A 14,403-nucleotide genomic window follows, 5' to 3' on the forward strand; every position below is an offset into this window, starting at 1 on the left:
GCGACCCATCCATTATGATGGGAAGGGAGCACGTTGGAAAGGGGTGAACACGCCCTTGATCGGCCAAAAACTAATCGCGCTTATGATCATGGTCATTCCCGCAGCGCTTGCCATGTACGGAATCAAACTGATCCGCGATGCGCTTTTTTACTCCGCAACACCCGATGCAGATTTCCTCTGGGGAAAGCTGCTGCTCGGACTCGTGCTGTTCGCAGGCCCCGTCAGCTTTATCGGCGGGTTTATATTGCACCACGACCGGAAGCGGAACCGCGTACAGCCCCGCTTCATGAAACGCGATCCGGAAGACGACGAAGACTAGAACCAGGCCGTGACGACCTGGTTCTATTTCGTTTCAGCCGGCCGGCCCCACTGATCCAGCCGGTTCAGCCAGCCGACAGATTGGATCACGCGGGAAAAGGAGACGAATTCCGCCAACAGGTGGAGGATTGCAAACACGAGCAGCATGGCAATTTGCACGGCAAACGACAGGTTGGTCGCAAGGCTGAATCCAGCCGCGAACCCCAGATAGTTGGCCCCCGTGTCTCCCAGCATCAGGCGGCCTGCGGCGTCATGCCGAAACACCAGCGCAGCAGCAGCCGCCACGGGAACCATCCACACCCAGCAGGGAGCTTTTCCTGAAGCAAACGCCCCGCCTGCCACAGCCACAGCTGCGAGCAGCGCAAACACCTTGAGCGCGCGCGCCGGCCGCAGGTCAAACATGTTGAGTACGTTTGGCGACAGCGCCAGCAGACCGGCTGCTGCAAGCGCCGACAGCGTCTCCCCGTAAAGGGCGAGGCTGACCAACAGGGCCGTACTCCCGCCTCCCCACGCTTTCCACATGCCGCTGGTCATGCGCCGTTCCTTCCAGAGCGCGCCGAAGTGGCCGCGGAAGCCTTTTACCGCTTTGTCGGGACTGCAGTCGTCCAGCCAGCCCCAAAACGCCATCGACGCCGAACCGGCCAGAAACAAGACGCCCACGCGCAGCATGGCTGACGCTTCGGCGGCAAACAGGCAGACGAGCAGCATCGCCGCCTGCGCAGCGGCTGCATAACAAAACACTGCCACGCCTCCCCCGGTGATCACGTCTTCGTCCCTGAAATTTTTGCGGATCATTCCCTTCCTGTTAAGCATCCGCAAACATGCGGCAAACAGCAGGCGATGCCCGACCGCGGGGACGACGACGCCGAGAAAAAGCAGCGCCATCAGTTTCGCGTCCACACGCTTCCCTCCCACCATTTGCGGCCAAGTGCCCGGCCTATCGCCCAAAATTCTTTTCCCCGGTGGCAGTAACCAGCCCAATCATTTCCGGTCTCCCGATGGGAAAACGCAACCGGCACCTCCAGCACCCGGTACCCGGCCCGAAGCGCATCAATGGTCAATCCGACTTCGATGCCAAAGCCCTTGTCCAGACGCCCCGTGCGTTCCAACACCTGGCGGCGAATGGCCCGCTGCCCCGACAGCGGCGCCTGGGCCCGATACCCGGTCAGCAGCCGGATGCCGTGACGCGCCAATCCTTTTGCCAATCCCACGCCCGCTTTTCGCGCCGGCGCGGGCAGTACGGCCACTGCCATGTCGCAGACGCCGCTGAGGACAGGAGCGATCAGGCGGTTCGCTTCTCCCGCGCTTTCCCGCAAATCGCCGTCCAACAGCAGCACGATGTCGCCAGCGGCACGCCGCCAGCCCGTCTGCAGCGCTGCCCCTTTGCCCTGGTTGCGCGGCAATCGGATTACCAGATCGGCCCAACTGTCCGCCAGTGCTCCCGTGCCGTCCGTACTGCCGTCATCGACGACGATCAGTTCGTCACAGATGACGTGCTCGCGGACAGCCTGCAGCGTGGACACGATGGAGTCGGCCTCGTTATAGGCGGGAATTACTACGCTAACTGTTTTTTTCACGCGCCTCCCTCATTTCCGTCAGCAGCTTTTGCACGTTCTCCAGCAATCCCCACTGTTTGCTCGGCGAATCGGGCACCTCTTCGGCGTACAGCCAGCGGCAGTCGTTTGGCAGCGTCGACAGCCAGTCCGGCTGGACAGGGCCAAAGACCAACAGCGGCCCGTCCGACGGTATGCTTCCCTCCCGGTAGGCAAGCACGTTTACCCCGACGGAGCGGAATATCTGCTTGAGCCGCAGCAATTGCTGCTGATCGGCATGCCAGACGTACACGCTGCTCCCCTTCAGTTCATTGGCATAGCGGCTGGCCAGCAGCTGTTCCATTTCTTCGTGGTTCCGCTCCATTTCCGCCAAGATACGGTTTAGCTGCTGCTTCAGCTCGCTGTTGCTGCGCAGCGCCTGGTCGTACTTGGCTTCCATGTTTTTCAACACTTCCTGTTCCTTCAGTGCAAACCACGATTGCCCGGCCGTTCCTCCCAGCAGGATGCCGATCCCCAATGCGAGAAACACTGCAGCCAGCGACAACAGGTGATGACGAAAGTGAATCAATTCCGCCGCCTCCTAAAACGCCCAACTGCGCCACTGCATCCACCACATTTGCACGGCGTGGCGGGCGACCGGGTTGATTGCCAGAGCGGCCGCAACCGGAACGAGGGTGGCGGCGATCATCAGCGCCCACCAGTTCCACGACCAGCGCGGCTGGTAGAGCTGGCTGACGCCCTTGGCATCGATCAGCTTGGGCCCGATTTTGGTGCGTACCAGCAGGGTGCTGGCCATGCCTTTGCGTCCTTTCTCCAAAAAGTCAATCATATTGGAATGCGAGCCAATCGTGACGATCAGCTGCGCCTGTTCCTCGTAGGCGAGCAGCATTGCGACATCTTCGCTGGTCCCCGGCGCGGGCAGGAGGTGATAGGGAAGCCCCAGCGCCTCGACCCTCTCCCGTCCGGGCGCGCTGCCATCGGGAAAAGCGTGGACCACTACCTCCGCCCCGCAGCACAGGGCGCGGTCGGAGATGCTGTCCATGTCCCCGACGATCAGATCGGGCGTGTAGCCGCATTCCATCAACGCGTCCGCCCCGCCGTCCACAGCAATCAGCACCGGCTGGCACTCGCGGATGTAGGAGGAAAGCATCCGCAAATCCTCCCGATAATGCCGGCCGCGCACGACCACCACCACATGCCGGTTTGCCATCCGCGTGACCAAGGGCAACTTGCGCAGCGGATGGAGAAACAGTTCCTTTTCCCGTTCGGCGAACTGCAGGGTGTTGTCGATAAACGCGGCCAGCACGTCGTCCAGGCGGTCATCCGCTTCCTTTCGCCTTGCCGCGATCTCATCAGCGGTGACGGCCCGCACGGAGGCAACCGGACGCCACTGTCCGTCAGTGTGCACCAGCAGCGCATCGCCCGACACTGCCGCCCGTTTTCCGTCCAATTCCTCCACCAGACTGCTGTGTCCACCGACGACTTCGTACATGGGAATCCCTGCTTCCAGCAGTCTGCTCGCCCCTTCGGCGGGGTAGGTGCCGGTCATGAATGGGGAGAGGTTGATCACGGCCTGCACGTTGGCTTCCAGCAGCGAATGGGCCGCCATCTCATCGACATCGGCATGGTCCACCAGGGCGATTTGCCGGGGCTGAAGCCGTTTGCACAGCTGTTTGGTTTTACGGTCGGCCGCGATCGTCGCCGTGCATGCAAACATGCCGGTATCACTGCACTTGCCCACCTTTCCCACCTCCATCCCTAGTATGCTAATCATTTCCGCCGGGCATGCAATTGGCGAAAAAGAAAGGAGGCCGCGCAATTTGCGCAGCCTCCACAGCAACCGCTTTCGTCCCCGCGAAAACGAACCTGTAAACGGGAACGACCCCTATACTCCTCTTGTCGCGTAGTAGATAATCAGACCGTCTGCGAACAGGAATACAGCCAGGGACAAAAGTCCGAATCCTACCGCAAACTTGTTTTTGGCTCTCGCGGAACGGATCACGCCCCAGAGGATGAAGAACGTGAACACGAACATGAGGATATCGAACAAGGTAATTTTCATCCGTCAGACAACTCCTTTACAAAACTGACGCGCAGGAATAGAATGCCACTTTCATTATATAGAATCGCCCACGGGTATACAAGCAGTAGTGGAATTGTGACAAACGATTTCACAATTGTGGATTCACTGGGGAAGGGTGGTTACGGATAGTGTGTCTCATTGTTTCGTTCCTATCCAGATCGTCCAGCGATCCCGCTCCACGATGATCCCGTCTGAAGCAATCTCCTGCTTCATGGCAGCGACCAGCGCGCGCAGCTCTTCGTCGGAAAGGGCGTGCAGGATCGAGCGGCCGTTTCGTTTGAGCAGATCCTGCTCCAGTTCCTCCCATCCCGAATAGACGCGGCGTGTCTCCCACAGCACATCCCTGTGTATCGCTTGAAAACCGGCTGTTCGCATCGCGTCCTGCACGTCGGAATCGGCTGGGCGGCGCTCTTTTTCCAGCTCCAGCAGACGCGGAAAGCGGGAAAAAAAGTATCCGCGCAGATGGGTGGGCGAACCCGGCAGGGACACATCCTCCATCGTCCGATCCTGCACGATCGCCAGACCGCCGGGAACAAGCAGGCGGGCGGCCTCGGCAAAGAACCCGTCCAGCTCGTCCAAATGATGAATCAACGCTCTGGCAAACACCACGTCGGTGCTTTCCCCCGGCATCCCTGTCCGCAGGGCGTCTCCGCGGACCAATGTTACGTTTGGACAGTCACGACAGGTCTCCTTTGCTGCCTCCAGCATAACTTGGGAAAAATCAACGCCGACCACCGCTGACGCTCCCATCTCCGCCCATGCTTTGGTGTATATCCCGCCGCCGCATCCGATGTCTGCCACGCGCCTGCCAACCGGGTCGAGCCATCCGCAAATGGCCTCCATCCAGCTTGCGTCCGCGCGCCTGCCAGCGTACGCATAACGATTCTGTTCCGCATGAAAATCTATTCGCATGGCCTGATCCGCTCCATGAATTCCAGCCGGTTGCCAAATGGGATGGTTCATCTCACTTTCCCCCTTTTTGGCACAAGACCATCCACTCGTCGATCTGGTGCGACTGGACGCGTCCGTCTCGCACGTCCAGATTCCAGTATGCTTTCATCGCCTGCGGCGCATCCAGCAGACAGCGCTCCACTGCTTCCTCCTGCTCCTTGGATGAGGAGGTCCGGGCGACCCACTCTGAAAACAGGAAGCGCTTTTGGCGCAGGCGGTCCTTGCGTTCCAATAGGCCGTATTTCTGCAACAGTTCCCGCCACTCCGCTACCGACAGACAGCGCACGTGGCTGATGTCGCGCAATTTCTCCACCCGGTTGACAATCTCGGCCAACTCCGGTTCATCGGGCACCACGTTGTCGATCAGCAAAAACATGCCGCCAGGACGAAGCACACGGCTCGCCTCACGGACAAACGCGTCCGGGTCGGGAAAGTGATGGGCGGCAATGCGGCAGCATACGGCGTCAAACGATTCGGACAAAAACGGCAGTTGTTCCGCGTCCGCCTGCACGTACACAAGATTCGTCAATCCGGCCTCCCGGTGAGCATTAGCTGCAGCCTCCAGCATCGGTGCAGTCAGGTCGGTGGCCACAACGAAGCGGCAGTGCGGAGCCAGCGTTTTGGCCACATGGCCGCCGCCGGTCGCCACATCCAGCACCACCCAATCGCCGCGTGGCTTCAGCCATTCGACCAGGAGCGGCAAGTCCTCCCCCTTGGCGTGCGTCGCGCTGGTCACATATGACTCGGCGTGGCGGCCGAATTGTTGTTGAACCGTTGTTTTCACGTCATCCTGTCTCATGGAGACCACCTCCTGATCCCATCCTATTCCATACACAAACCGCTTTGTTATAGAATATGAATAACAAGCTATCCATCTATTCGATAACTTCAACAACCAGATCGTTTCAGGAGGTTCCCATGGATTTGCAAAGCCTGGAGGTGTTTTTGGCGATTGCCCGGTACGGTTCGCTGAACCGGGCGGCCCAAGCCATGTTTCTCGCCCAATCCACCGTGACGCACCGGCTCAAACAGTTGGAACGGCAAGTGGGCACACCGCTATTCGTCCGCACCGCTACAGGCGTCAGCCTGACCGGGGAAGGGAGGCGCCTTCTGCCGGTTGCGGCCTCCGTCGTCGAACAGCTCCGTGCATTTACCCAGCACAGGGAAAAGCCTCAGGCGCTGACAATCGTCGCTGGCAAAGCGTTCGCGTCGTACGAGCTGCCCCGCCTGATCGGCGAGTACCGGCGCGCTCACCCGCACTTTACCTGTTTCGTCCGCTCCACGCTTTACGAGGAATCAATCGCCGCCCTCCTCACCGGTGCCGCCGACATCGCCTTTCTTGGCCACGAGGTGTACCATCCGCACATTCATCAGGAGTTCCTGCCCTGCGACCGGATTCTCCTGGTGACCGATCCCGAACATCCGTGGGCAAGCGGATTCCCCGGTTTTTCCCACTGGGGAGCAGAGCCCGTCATCGCTTTCGGCGACCATACCGCGCCGTTCCGGCAGCGGGTTGACCGGTTCCTGGCGCAGCACGGCGTATTTCCCAACGTCGTCATGGAACTGGACAGTTTCAGTGCAGTCAAAAAAATGGTCCTCCAGCAGCTCGGTGTCACCATGCTGCCGGAACGAACCATTCGGGAAGAGGTGGACGCGGGACGACTGATTGCCATGGACATTGCCAACGGCCAACTGACCCGCCCCACCTTGATTGCCTACCTGCATGCCAAAAAGGAGGACGACGCATTTCAGCAGTTTGTCCAGTGGATCAAAAGCGCCTACTAAACCAGCGTGAGGACGGTCACTTCCGGCCGGCAGAGAAACCGGACCGGCAAAATGGTCGTGCCCAATCCCCTGCTGGTATAGACCGGCATCTTGCGCTCGCCTGCCTGCATCAGGCCGGACACGTATTTTTGGCCAAGCGGTGGTGTCAATACGTGGCCGATGAGCGGGAGGCGCACCTGTCCGCCGTGACTGTGGCCGGACAACTGCAGATGGACATGATGACGGGCAGCCACATCGGCAAAGTCCGGTTCGTGCACAAGCAGGATTACCGGTTCGCCTGGGGCAATGCCCGCCAATGCCGCCTGCACGTCAGGCGTGCCGTGCAGCACGTCGTCCACGCCGGCCACATAGAGACCGGCCCCTTTGTACTCTGTCCGCACATGTCGGTTGTCCAGGACCTGAAAGTCCGCATCCACGAGCGCCTGGTGGATAACATCCTGCTGCCCGTAGCGCCAGTCGTGGTTGCCCAGTACGGCAAACTTGCCGAGCGGCGCCTGCAGTCCCCGCAGCATGGGAACCGCCGCGGACAGCAGCCGCGTGCTCTCGTCCACCAGGTCGCCGGTAAAGCAGATCAGATCAGGCTTCTCCCGATTGATCACATCCACCACGCGCTGCAGTTGTTCCAATCCCCAGTACGGTCCCAGGTGCGTGTCGCTAAAATGGACCAGACGGACACCTTTCAGCACCTGCGGCCAATCGGGAAGTGTGATCGACAGCGAGACCACTTCCAGTTGATGCCGTTCCCACCCGTATCCGTAGGCTCCGCACAGTGCCCCCACCCCGAGCAGCCCCAGGAGCCAGTGCATGCCTTTTGTCATAAAACGCCTCCGGGTAATGACATCCAACCGCCGCTTACTCGTCGCAAGCGATTCTCTCATAGCCGTTGACGACCAGGTCCAGCTGCCCGGTCTCCGGATTGATTAACAGGCCGTGCACCGGCACCCCGCACGGCAGCAGTGGGTGGTTTGAAATAACCTCGACGCTTCGTTTCACGCTTTCCTCCACGCTGTCAAAGCCGCGCAGCCAGGTCTTCAGATTGATCCCGGCATTTAGCAGCAAGGAAATCGTCTCGTCGGTAATCCCCTGCTGTTTCATTCTGTTCAGCATGTCTTCGGCGGAGATCATGCTCATCCCGCAGTCGTAATGTCCCACGACCATCACTTCTTCCGCGTTCAAGGCATACAGCGCGACGAGGATGCTGCGCATGACACTGCCAAATGGATGGGACACGATCGCCCCCGCACTCTTCACGTGCTTGAAATCCCCGTTGCGCAAATTCATCGCCTTGGGCAGCAGTTCTTCCAGCCGGGTATCCATACAGGACAGGATCACCAGACGCTTGTCCGGGAATTTGGTTGTCTTGAATGCCTCGTATTCCCCACGAGCGACAAACCCGCGGTTGTACGCGAGAATCTCTTCCAGTTTGGTCATGCGTGATCACCACTCTTTGCAAGGGTTATTTCCTCATTGTACTAGAAAGAAGCAGGGAATCAACACATTGCGAGAAGTCCGCCAACGCAATGTGCCTGCTCGCAGCATGGAGGCTATACAAAAAGAACCCCCTCTTGGATAATAGAGTGCACCCCTTAAAGTAGACATTGGAAAAACCCCTTGGGAAAACCGATGTTACTTTAAGGGGTGAATTTTTTATGGCTATCAAAGGTCAAAAGTTCAAGCATTATCCTTTGTCGTTGAAAATGGAGGCAATACGATTGCATGTAGAGGAGAAGTGGACATACAGACAGATCACTGAGCATTTAGAAATCCAGGATAAGGATCGAGTAAAAAAGTGGATGCGGAAATACAAACAACTTGGGGAGTTCGGTCTTTTGGATCAGCGTGGACGACGTACAGCGTACATCGATCAAGATCGACATGTGAAAAAATTGAAACGGGAGAACGAAATTCTAAAAAAGTGTTTGGAAATCTGGATGCGGGAGGTGTAAGAAAAAAGTATCGTGTGATGGAGAATGTCGCAGCGTTGTACCCGATTACCGAACTCTCCAAACTTCTTGGTGTATCGAGGAGTGGGTATTATCGGTATCTTGCACAGAAGGAGTGGGATAGAGACGGAGAACTGAAACAGCAGATTCAAACCATCTATGATGAACGAAAAGGAATATATGGGTATCGAAGAATTCAAGCGGAACTCTTTCGTCAATACGGCAAGGTTGTGAATCATAAGAAGGTGTTACGACTCATGCAAATTCTTGGGCTGAAAGCCATTATTCGTGGCAAGCGAGCGTATCGGAGCACGTATCGAGCGGCTGAATCTGATGGTCGTGTTGCCGAAAATCTGTTGAAGCGTGACTTCACAGCCGAGAAACCAAACCAGAAGTGGGTCACCGATGTTACCCAGTTTCGTGTAGGAGATCAACGTATCTTCTTATCAGCGATTAAAGACTTGTTTCACAACGAAATCGTGGCGCACCATGTGAGCTTACACAATGACAATGCCCTTGTCCTGGAGACGTTTCGGAAAGCATTTGAAAAGCATAAGGACGTGACTGGACTGATCGTACACAGCGATCAAGGCTCCCAGTACACGTCCCACGCATACCACGACATGCTGCAAAAGGTTGACGCCCGAATCAGCATGTCGCGAAGGGGCAATTGTTTAGACAATTCCCCTATGGAGAGTTTCTTCTCGCACTTAAAGGCAGAAGCTCTCTATCCTTATGATATTCGAAGTCTGGATGAAGCGCAAAGACGAATTGAGGAGTACATTCGTTTTTACAATGAAGAGCGTTTGCAAATCAAATTAAATAAGCTGACGCCAGTCGAGTACAGGCGTCAGCATGCGGCCTAACGGCCGGGGGTTTTTTAAGTGTCTACAAAATGGGGTCTTGACCATAAGGGGGCAGGTTTCCAGAAAATGCTTTCCATATTTATTGAAGCTCCTCCAAGGCTTGCTGCAGCGTGGCCTTGGTCACCACCTTTTCAGTAAACGCAATGCCCAATTCGATCATGGTGTTGGCGATTTCCGGGCGAATCCCGGTGATGATCGCCTTGCATCCGAGCAGCCCGATTCCTTCTACGATGCGAAACAAATGGCCCACCACGGCTGTGTCCATGAACGCCACACCGGACAAATCAATAATAATTTTTTGAATCTTCAGGTTGGCAATTTGATTGAGCGTTCGCTCCTGCACTTTTTTCGCCCGATAGGTATCCAGGGTGCCGACAATGGGCAGCACCGCCATGGAAGCGGATAACGGAATGATGGGAACCGACAGGTCATCTATCGTTTCACGGTGGGAACGCAGCAGTTCATCCTTGTACTCGATGTAACTGGAGAAATAGTGGAAAATGTAATGATCCAAGAGAAAATTCGTTTTGATGCCAAGCTGGAAGACACCTTCCATGTCCAGTCCGACATTCTGATAATAGTTATGTAATAAATTCCAATACACCTTGCGAAACGCCTGGATCAATTCCAGTTTGATGACGAGCGGGACATCATTTCTCGCACCCGTCTTGCCCAGTTCCTTCGCGAGCATCGTCAGCTCATGCTGCCGCTCTTCGACCAGGAGTTTGGCCATTCTGACAAAAATGTCCCCTACATTAATATTGTACATGGAGTCGGCGATGAGCTGGTTGGTCCCTTTCGTTTCGTGGGCAAACAGCTCGTGAAAGCGATCTTCATTCATGGCGAAATACTCTTGAAAACTCTGGCCTTCCACGTATTGCATGTTCATATCCATCACTCCAATTTGTTCGATCATTTCAATCGGAAACTGAATGGTGAATGTTGTGCCGATGCCTTCTGTACTCTTTACCTCAATGGTTCCTCCATGTTGATAAATGGTTGAAAACACCTGTGTCAGGCCCATGCCCGTCCCCTCATCTTTTGTTGTGAAGAAGGGAGTACCCAACAGTTGAAGCTTTTCCCTCGGCACACCGACTCCTGTGTCCGAAATGCTGACGTACACAAAGTCACCCATACGGTAATGGTCGATGGTGATGATGCCTTCATGGGGAATGGCTTCAAACGCATTTTTCAAGAGATTGAAAAAGGCTTTCTTCAACTGGTTGCGTTTTCCCCAGATAACTTCATCACAATTGCGAAAGTTCCGGACAATTTGCACCCGATAGATTTGATCCTGAAACAAGTAGAGCAGAGACTCCAATTCGGAACAGAGATTGATCGAAAGATACGACTCTTCTTCCAAATCAGGTTTGCATACCTGCAGCAAATCCTGCAGCGTCGCAATCGCCTGGTCCAGTTCGGAACAGGCAATATCCAAATACCCATGGGAAATCTCTTCCTTGAGCAGCTGCAAAAATCCCTTCACTGCGGTTAACGGATTTCTCACTTCATGTGCGATCCCCGCTGCAATTTGGCCGATCGAAGCAAGGCGGCTCAAGGTATCTTCTGTCTTTTGTGTGTTATGGCTGCTTGGTTGCCCATTTGATTGCAACGATCCTCGTTCCTCTCCTTGAAGTTTCGATGTGGAATTCATCCATCAGTCGCTTTACGCCGGATAAGCCGAGTCCCAATCCTCGTGACGACGATCGCCGTTTGCCGTTGATCACGTCCTCAACATCGAGAATTCCCGGCCCTTCATCGGTAACGACCAAGCGTATTCCCTGTTCGAGCAATTCACAACAAATGATCCCCTTGCTGAAGGCGTGATCCAGTATGTTTCGGGTTAACTCTGACACGCTCACGAAAATCTTCTGCTGATCCGCCTCGGAAAAAGGGAGCTGCTTCATAAAATGACGAACCGTACTTAACGCAAAATAAATATCGTCTTCGGAAGAGATATTCACTTTTTGATAGGTGATCGGCACAGGAATCCTCCAAGGAACCAAACAAATTTCATTTTAATTTGGTTATAATGATGTTTATGAATATATCAATAAAGAATTATGTACTGCTCATCACTTCTGGCAGCAAGATATCCCGGGCATGTCTCATCCTGCCTTACCCCCTTCTGGATTGTAAAAAAATACCACTTCTTCATTGGTCATACGGAACCAATAAACAAGCGGTACTCGTAATGCTTCCAATTGTCAGTATCTTTGATACATCTATTTTCTTTTTTCTCAGCTTATTTTCGCTTCAATCCGCAGCTTATCAGCCACCATGGCAATAAACTCGGAGTTGGTCGGCTTTGCCTTTGTGTTGGAGACGGTGTAGCCGAACAAGCTGGAGATGGAATCCAGATTCCCCCGCGACCAGGCGACTTCGATGGCGTGGCGGATGGCACGCTCCACCCGGCTGGCTGTCGTGTTGAACTTTTTGGCGATGTCGGGGTACAGCACTTTGGTGATCGAACCGAGCAATTCCACATCGTTGTACACCATCGTGATCGCTTCGCGCAGGTACAAATACCCCTTGATGTGGGCAGGCACACCGATCTCGTGAATGATGCTGGTAATGCTGGCATCCAGATTGCGCCCTCTCACCGCCAGCGACGACTGCGGCTTGACGGCGCTGATAAACGAACCGGTCGGCTTGCTGCTGGTCATCTGGCGGATGCGTTGAGCCAGCACTTCCATGTCAAACGGTTTCAAAATGTAGTAGGCAGCTCCCAGTTCCACCGCTTTTTTCGTGATTTCTTCCTGACCAAACGCGGTCAGCATGATGATTTTGGGCTGCGGAGACAGACGCATGGCCTGAATCTGCTCCAGCACCGCCAGGCCATCGAGGTGCGGCATGATAATATCGAGAATCAGTACATCCGGCACGCTCTCCTGAAGCAGACGAATGACATCGTTGCCGTTGTACGCCACCCCGACGACGTTCATGTCATGCTGGCTGCTGATGTACTCTTCCAGCAGGTTCACAAATTCCCGATTATCATCTGCCAACAACACGTCAATCTTGTTCAAGGTCGTTCCTCCTTACAATCAACATCTATTTTGGAAAGAAGGTGGAATTGGTGATCTCAGAAGTATGTAAACGATCGGAATCTGTCCAAACCATCTTTTCACATGAAAAATTATTCGACAAACCCCAGGTCATTCCTGCCAATGACGAAAGATTGAATGATTTTTCCGATATTTCGACAATTCACAACTACTTTTCGTCAGTATGCGTTCCCCCGTCGGCCGTCACTTGCGAAAAATGCGGCTGGATGCGGCAGCCCCCTTCCTTTTGCGCCCTGCACGTCTGGGCGATATCCGGTAAGGGACGCCCGCATAGAGAAGAGCCGCCGCGCCCAACGGGAGAGCGCTGACGGCTATTGAAGCGTGCTTCGGTTAGGGGCGTTTTTGCACGTCCCGCAAAGCCATGCGTTCGTGCCTGTAAGCTGTATGTCCTGACGCTATGCTGCACTCCCGATCGGCGCTTTGCCTTGCTGCGAGCGGACGGGTATGCCTGCCTCTTGCAGCATCCATTCAATGTAGCAGCCGTATCCCGAGGTGGGATCGTTGACAAACACGTGTGTGACCGCCCCGACAATCTTACCGTCTTGGATAATCGGACTGCCGCTCATCCCCTGAACGATGCCGCCGGTTTTCTCCAGCAGACGCTTGTCCGTTACTTTGATAATCATGCCCTTCGTGGCGGGGAAATGCTGCTTGACGACATTGACGATCTCTATGGAGAACTCCTCCACTTTTTGGCCGTCCACCACCGTGAGAATTTTGGCCGGCCCCTCCTTCACCTGCTCGGCAAGGGCGATCGGCATCGGCTCATTGTACAAACCGCGCTTTGGCTGCTCTTTCATCTTGCCAAAGATGCCGAACGGCGTGTTTTTGGTGATCGTCCCCAGGACTTCGCTTTCGTTGTAAAAGCGGGCAAATTTCTCCCCCGGGTTGCCGCTCTGTCCTTTTTCAATGGAGGTTACGCTGGCTGCGACGATCTGGCCGTCGCCCACGGCAATTGCCTGGCCGGTGTCCACGTCAGAGATCACGTGGCCCAACGCACCGTACGCCTTGGTATTGGGGTCAATAAACGTCAGTGTACCGACACCGGCTGCAGAATCGCGGATGTATAGCCCCATGCGGTACTCGTTGTCTTTTTTGTCTTTTGCCGGGTGCAGGGTCATGTTGAGCTTTTCCTTGCCGCGTACGACCAGCAGCTGTACGGGGGTGTTGCGCTCCCCTGCTTCGTTGACCAGTTTCTTGACATCATTCATGTCGTTGATGTACAGATCGTTTATCTTGACGATCATGTCCCCGACATGAATACCCGCTCGCTCCCCGGGCGAAACCTTTTCCTTGCCTGTGTCCACGAGATGGTGTCCGACGACGAGCACGCCCGCCGTCTGCAACTTGACGCCGATCGATTGTCCCCCGGGGATGACCCGCAAATCGGGCAGCACGTTTACGTTGACAGCGGTCAGCGGAACGTTGTGCCACTTGACCTGCAGCTGTGCCTGACCTGCGCGGCGCGGCTCGACAGACAGCGGTTTGCTCAAGTCGACGGTGACTTCCCGCGTCTTTGCTCCGTTTACGTGCAAAATGTCGGGGTTGCTGTTGATCAACGTCCCCATGACGGGCACGGAGACGCGAAGCTGTTGCAGTGAACCTTCCATCAAGCGCAATTCATGGGGGAAAGAAGTCAGGTCGCGGAACGGGGTGGAACTCACGACGAGCGCCGTGATGAGGAGAAGGAGACTTCCCATCCATTTTCTTCTGTTGTGACGGATCACCAGCAATCACTCCTACCGTTCCCTACCTACACCTACCTGATACACCTCCACCTTGTGTAGTTATAATGTTGCCTGCGCCCCAACGGATTATGTCAGGAAAATCACCCAC

The 14,403-nt window shown here is 55.4% G+C and carries 17 protein-coding genes; 4 read left to right on the forward strand and 13 right to left on the reverse strand.

Annotated features, from left to right (window positions below):
* The first annotated feature begins 55 nt into the window (after positions 1 to 55).
* Positions 56 to 319 (forward strand): DUF2627 domain-containing protein, encoded by a 264-nt coding sequence (locus Q7F15_RS11475; protein WP_171565701.1) that lies wholly within the window; start codon positions 56 to 58, stop codon positions 317 to 319.
* A gap of 23 nt (positions 320 to 342) precedes the next feature.
* Here the strand turns inward: Q7F15_RS11475 and Q7F15_RS11480 are convergent, their stop codons facing one another.
* From Q7F15_RS11480 to Q7F15_RS11510, 7 genes are all read right to left on the reverse strand, one after another.
* On the reverse strand, positions 343 to 1,218 hold the full coding sequence (locus tag Q7F15_RS11480; protein ID WP_304414382.1) for a UDP-N-acetylmuramyl pentapeptide phosphotransferase: 876 nt from the start codon (positions 1,216 to 1,218) through the stop codon (positions 343 to 345).
* Entirely contained in the window at positions 1,203 to 1,895 is a 693-nt protein-coding gene (locus Q7F15_RS11485; RefSeq protein WP_304414383.1) for a glycosyltransferase family 2 protein, read from the reverse strand. The genes Q7F15_RS11480 and Q7F15_RS11485 overlap by 16 nt, the downstream gene beginning before the upstream one ends.
* Positions 1,879 to 2,439, reverse strand: a complete 561-nt coding sequence (locus Q7F15_RS11490) for a copper transporter (protein WP_230076858.1) — start codon at positions 2,437 to 2,439, stop codon at positions 1,879 to 1,881. Before Q7F15_RS11490 ends, Q7F15_RS11485 begins: the two co-directional genes overlap by 17 nt.
* 12 nt (positions 2,440 to 2,451) lie before the next feature.
* Complete coding sequence (gene steA / locus Q7F15_RS11495) at positions 2,452 to 3,588, reverse strand: putative cytokinetic ring protein SteA (RefSeq protein WP_438286240.1); 1,137 nt, start codon at positions 3,586 to 3,588, stop codon at positions 2,452 to 2,454.
* A gap of 168 nt (positions 3,589 to 3,756) precedes the next feature.
* Entirely contained in the window at positions 3,757 to 3,933 is a 177-nt protein-coding gene (locus tag Q7F15_RS11500) for a DUF2759 family protein (protein WP_171565589.1), read from the reverse strand.
* Between the two features lie 156 nt (positions 3,934 to 4,089).
* Positions 4,090 to 4,917: a class I SAM-dependent methyltransferase gene (locus Q7F15_RS11505; RefSeq protein WP_230076856.1), complete on the reverse strand. Its 828-nt coding sequence runs from the start codon at positions 4,915 to 4,917 to the stop codon at positions 4,090 to 4,092.
* Between the two features lies 1 nt (position 4,918).
* On the reverse strand, positions 4,919 to 5,704 hold the full coding sequence (locus tag Q7F15_RS11510) for a class I SAM-dependent methyltransferase (RefSeq protein WP_304414385.1): 786 nt from the start codon (positions 5,702 to 5,704) through the stop codon (positions 4,919 to 4,921).
* Positions 5,705 to 5,823: 119 nt separating this feature from the next.
* On the opposite strand from Q7F15_RS11510, the gene Q7F15_RS11515 reads away from it, so the two are divergent.
* Positions 5,824 to 6,690 carry a LysR family transcriptional regulator gene (locus Q7F15_RS11515; protein ID WP_212132380.1) on the forward strand — a complete coding sequence of 289 codons (867 nt, stop codon included), beginning with the start codon at positions 5,824 to 5,826 and terminating at the stop codon, positions 6,688 to 6,690.
* Here Q7F15_RS11515 and Q7F15_RS11520 read toward each other — a convergent pair.
* Both Q7F15_RS11520 and Q7F15_RS11525 read right to left on the reverse strand, forming a co-directional pair.
* Positions 6,687 to 7,508 carry a metallophosphoesterase gene (locus Q7F15_RS11520; RefSeq protein WP_230076854.1) on the reverse strand — a complete coding sequence of 274 codons (822 nt, stop codon included), beginning with the start codon at positions 7,506 to 7,508 and terminating at the stop codon, positions 6,687 to 6,689. The two genes, Q7F15_RS11515 and Q7F15_RS11520, sit on opposite strands and share 4 nt — an antisense overlap.
* A 34-nt stretch (positions 7,509 to 7,542) precedes the next feature.
* Positions 7,543 to 8,121, reverse strand: a complete 579-nt coding sequence (locus Q7F15_RS11525) for a beta-class carbonic anhydrase (RefSeq protein ID WP_171565594.1) — start codon at positions 8,119 to 8,121, stop codon at positions 7,543 to 7,545.
* Positions 8,122 to 8,339: 218 nt separating this feature from the next.
* On the opposite strand from Q7F15_RS11525, the gene Q7F15_RS11530 reads away from it, so the two are divergent.
* Both Q7F15_RS11530 and Q7F15_RS11535 read left to right on the forward strand, forming a co-directional pair.
* The gene (locus Q7F15_RS11530; protein WP_230076701.1) at positions 8,340 to 8,636 is read left to right on the forward strand and encodes a helix-turn-helix domain-containing protein; all 297 of its coding nucleotides are present in this window, start codon (positions 8,340 to 8,342) and stop codon (positions 8,634 to 8,636) included.
* A 17-nt stretch (positions 8,637 to 8,653) separates the two neighbouring features.
* Complete coding sequence (locus tag Q7F15_RS11535; RefSeq protein WP_230076700.1) at positions 8,654 to 9,499, forward strand: IS3 family transposase; 846 nt, start codon at positions 8,654 to 8,656, stop codon at positions 9,497 to 9,499.
* A 79-nt stretch (positions 9,500 to 9,578) separates the two neighbouring features.
* Here the strand turns inward: Q7F15_RS11535 and Q7F15_RS11540 are convergent, their stop codons facing one another.
* The 4 genes from Q7F15_RS11540 to spoIVB all read right to left on the reverse strand — a co-directional run bounded on the left by Q7F15_RS11540 (position 9,579) and on the right by spoIVB (position 14,294).
* The gene (locus tag Q7F15_RS11540; RefSeq protein WP_438286228.1) at positions 9,579 to 11,111 is read right to left on the reverse strand and encodes an ATP-binding protein; all 1,533 of its coding nucleotides are present in this window, start codon (positions 11,109 to 11,111) and stop codon (positions 9,579 to 9,581) included.
* Entirely contained in the window at positions 11,080 to 11,484 is a 405-nt protein-coding gene (locus tag Q7F15_RS11545) for an ATP-binding protein (protein WP_230076852.1), read from the reverse strand. The genes Q7F15_RS11540 and Q7F15_RS11545 overlap by 32 nt, the downstream gene beginning before the upstream one ends.
* Positions 11,485 to 11,739: 255 nt before the next feature.
* Positions 11,740 to 12,528: a sporulation transcription factor Spo0A gene (gene spo0A, locus Q7F15_RS11550; RefSeq protein WP_171565596.1), complete on the reverse strand. Its 789-nt coding sequence runs from the start codon at positions 12,526 to 12,528 to the stop codon at positions 11,740 to 11,742.
* Between the two features lie 434 nt (positions 12,529 to 12,962).
* On the reverse strand, positions 12,963 to 14,294 hold the full coding sequence (spoIVB, locus tag Q7F15_RS11555; protein ID WP_212132378.1) for a SpoIVB peptidase: 1,332 nt from the start codon (positions 14,292 to 14,294) through the stop codon (positions 12,963 to 12,965).
* Between the last annotated feature and the right edge of the window lie 109 nt (positions 14,295 to 14,403).

Source organism: Brevibacillus aydinogluensis (assembly GCF_961514395.1).
GTDB classification, from domain to species: Bacteria; Bacillota; Bacilli; order Brevibacillales; family Brevibacillaceae; genus Brevibacillus; species Brevibacillus aydinogluensis.

What these genes read in the sequence shown, in the direction of transcription:
- Q7F15_RS11520 (WP_230076854.1), bottom strand. Translation starts at nt 7,508, where the DNA reads ATGACAAAAGGCATGCACTGGCTCCTGGGGCTGCTCGGGGTGGGGGCA.
- Q7F15_RS11505 (WP_230076856.1), bottom strand. Translation starts at nt 4,917, where the DNA reads ATGAACCATCCCATTTGGCAACCGGCTGGAATTCATGGAGCGGATCAG.
- Q7F15_RS11515 (WP_212132380.1), top strand. Translation starts at nt 5,824, where the DNA reads ATGGATTTGCAAAGCCTGGAGGTGTTTTTGGCGATTGCCCGGTACGGT.
- steA (WP_438286240.1), bottom strand. Translation starts at nt 3,588, where the DNA reads ATGTTTGCATGCACGGCGACGATCGCGGCCGACCGTAAAACCAAACAG.
- Q7F15_RS11525 (WP_171565594.1), bottom strand. Translation starts at nt 8,121, where the DNA reads ATGACCAAACTGGAAGAGATTCTCGCGTACAACCGCGGGTTTGTCGCT.
- Q7F15_RS11535 (WP_230076700.1), top strand. Translation starts at nt 8,654, where the DNA reads ATGGAGAATGTCGCAGCGTTGTACCCGATTACCGAACTCTCCAAACTT.
- Q7F15_RS11530 (WP_230076701.1), top strand. Translation starts at nt 8,340, where the DNA reads ATGGCTATCAAAGGTCAAAAGTTCAAGCATTATCCTTTGTCGTTGAAA.
- Q7F15_RS11510 (WP_304414385.1), bottom strand. Translation starts at nt 5,704, where the DNA reads ATGAGACAGGATGACGTGAAAACAACGGTTCAACAACAATTCGGCCGC.
- Q7F15_RS11500 (WP_171565589.1), bottom strand. Translation starts at nt 3,933, where the DNA reads ATGAAAATTACCTTGTTCGATATCCTCATGTTCGTGTTCACGTTCTTC.